The organism is Herbaspirillum lusitanum P6-12 (assembly GCF_000256565.1).
Classification (GTDB): domain Bacteria; phylum Pseudomonadota; class Gammaproteobacteria; order Burkholderiales; family Burkholderiaceae_D; genus Herbaspirillum; species Herbaspirillum lusitanum.
Genome location: NZ_AJHH01000313.1, coordinates 1 through 1,671, shown reverse-complemented (window position 1 = coordinate 1,671; position 1,671 = coordinate 1). Strand labels below are relative to the sequence as shown.

The window sequence follows — 1,671 nt, the reverse complement described above, 5'->3', positions numbered from 1 at the left end:
GCACGGAGTCGCCGGTTTCGATGATGGTGATGACAAAATACCGAACACGCTGGAACGCAGCGGCAGCAGCAGCGCCATGCGTTTGGGCGGCGGCGCGTTGTCGCTTTGGGCGAGCGGCGCCGGTTCAGGCGGGGCATTCTCCGCAACGGTTGTATTTGCCTGCACGGAAGCGCACAATCCGCTCAGCATGACAGTCTGCAAGATGACTTTCGCCCATTTTCCCAACATTATCTTCTCCAATGAGTCACCCCAACTCCAGCGCGGCAGCCGCGTCGTCAGTCCTGAGCGAGGCCGCGCAGCAGACGTATCCCGAGTCGGCATTATATGTGCTGGCCACGCCCATCGGAAATGTTTGCGACGTGACGTTGCGCGCTTTGCACGTCCTGGCCATCGCCGACGCCGTCGCCTGCGAAGACACCCGCAACACCAGCCATCTGCTCACACGCTACGGCATCAGCCAGACGCTGATCGCGGCGCACGAACACAATGAACGCGAAGCCGCCGCCAAGATCATCGAGCGCCTGCACGCCGGGCAGCGGGTGGCGCTGGTGTCCGATGCGGGCACTCCTGCGGTGTCCGATCCGGGCGCGCGGGTGGTCGATGCGGTGCGCGCGGCGGGTTTGCGGGTGATCCCCTTGCCGGGCGCCTCGGCGGCGATCACGGCCTTGTCGGCGTCGGGCCTGACCGATGAGCGCTTCCATTTTGTCGGCTTCCTGCCGGCCAAGACGCGCCAGCGCGAGACCGCCTTGCAGGAATTGGTCGAGTTGCCGGCGGCCCTGGTGTTCTATGAAGCGCCGCATCGTATCGTCGAAACCATTGACGCGCTGCTGCTGGCGTTCGGCCCCGAGCGTCACGTCGTCCTCGGGCGTGAACTGACCAAGCTGTTTGAAACCGTGCACCGTTGCCCACTGGCAGAAGCGCCGTCCTGGCTGGCCGAGGACGCCAACCGCCAGCGCGGAGAATTCGTGGTGCTGGTGGAAGGCGCACCGGCGGCCGGCGACGATAACGACGCCGAAGCCGAACGCGTGTTGCGCATCCTGCTGGAAGAATTGCCGCTCAAGCAGGCGGCGGGACTTGCCGCGCAAATCACCGGCCAAAAGAAAAACGCGCTCTATGAGCGCGCTTTGCAGATCAAGGATGCGGGTTGAAGCATTTCGTCAATGCATCAGTGCACCGTCGATTTTGAAAACAGGTTGAGCACGACCACGCCGACCAGGATCAATGCCATGCCGATGATGGCGGGCAGGTCCAGCGATTGGCCGTACAGGAAATACGCCACGACCGAAATCAGCACGATCCCCAGCCCCGACCAGATCGCGTACACGATGCCGACCGGGATCGATTTCAACGTCAGCGACAGACACAGGAAAGCCACTGCATAGCCGATCACCACCATGATCGACGGCAGCAGGCGCGTAAAGCCCTCTGCCGCGCGCAAGGCGGAAGTGGCGATGACTTCGGCCACGATGGCGATGCCCAGCAACAAATAAGGATGCATGCGTCTGTTCCCGTGAAGTAGAGTGAATCGGATCAGCGCTCGACCACGAACGGCGTCACGCTGCTGCGCTGACGCACGATCTGGGCGGCGTCCATGGCCGCCGGACGGGTCGCGTAAGGACCAGCGTACAAACGGTACAAGCCGTTGACGACGACTGCTTCCATTTTTTCAAT

The 1,671-nt window shown here is 62.7% G+C and carries 3 protein-coding genes and 1 pseudogene; 1 reads left to right on the top strand and 3 read right to left on the bottom strand.

Features of this window, described 5'->3' with window-relative positions; translation table 11 throughout:
* A pseudogene (locus HLUSI_RS27950) lies at positions 1-228 on the bottom strand (hypothetical protein); the annotation flags it as partial.
* Between the two features lie 11 nt (positions 229-239).
* Here HLUSI_RS27950 and rsmI point away from each other — a divergent pair.
* Positions 240-1,148 carry a 16S rRNA (cytidine(1402)-2'-O)-methyltransferase gene (rsmI, locus tag HLUSI_RS0109790; protein ID WP_029363337.1) on the top strand — a complete coding sequence of 303 codons (909 nt, stop codon included), beginning with the start codon at positions 240-242 and terminating at the stop codon, positions 1,146-1,148.
* Positions 1,149-1,165: 17 nt separating this feature from the next.
* On the opposite strand, the gene HLUSI_RS0109785 is transcribed toward rsmI, so the two are convergent.
* Together HLUSI_RS0109785 and HLUSI_RS32560 are read right to left on the bottom strand one after the other, a co-directional pair.
* The gene (locus tag HLUSI_RS0109785) at positions 1,166-1,498 is read right to left on the bottom strand and encodes an SMR family transporter (protein ID WP_016833797.1); all 333 of its coding nucleotides are present in this window, start codon (positions 1,496-1,498) and stop codon (positions 1,166-1,168) included.
* 32 nt (positions 1,499-1,530) lie between these two features.
* Complete coding sequence (locus tag HLUSI_RS32560) at positions 1,531-1,662, bottom strand: SPOR domain-containing protein (RefSeq protein WP_238533958.1); 132 nt, start codon at positions 1,660-1,662, stop codon at positions 1,531-1,533.
* Positions 1,663-1,671: the final 9 nt, after the last annotated feature.

Bases quoted from the DNA above. Each gene is read 5' to 3' on its own strand.
- rsmI (WP_029363337.1), top strand. From the start codon at position 240: ATGAGTCACCCCAACTCCAGCGCGGCAGCCGCGTCGTCAGTCCTGAGC.
- HLUSI_RS0109785 (WP_016833797.1), bottom strand. From the start codon at position 1,498: ATGCATCCTTATTTGTTGCTGGGCATCGCCATCGTGGCCGAAGTCATC.
- HLUSI_RS32560 (WP_238533958.1), bottom strand. From the start codon at position 1,662: ATGGAAGCAGTCGTCGTCAACGGCTTGTACCGTTTGTACGCTGGTCCT.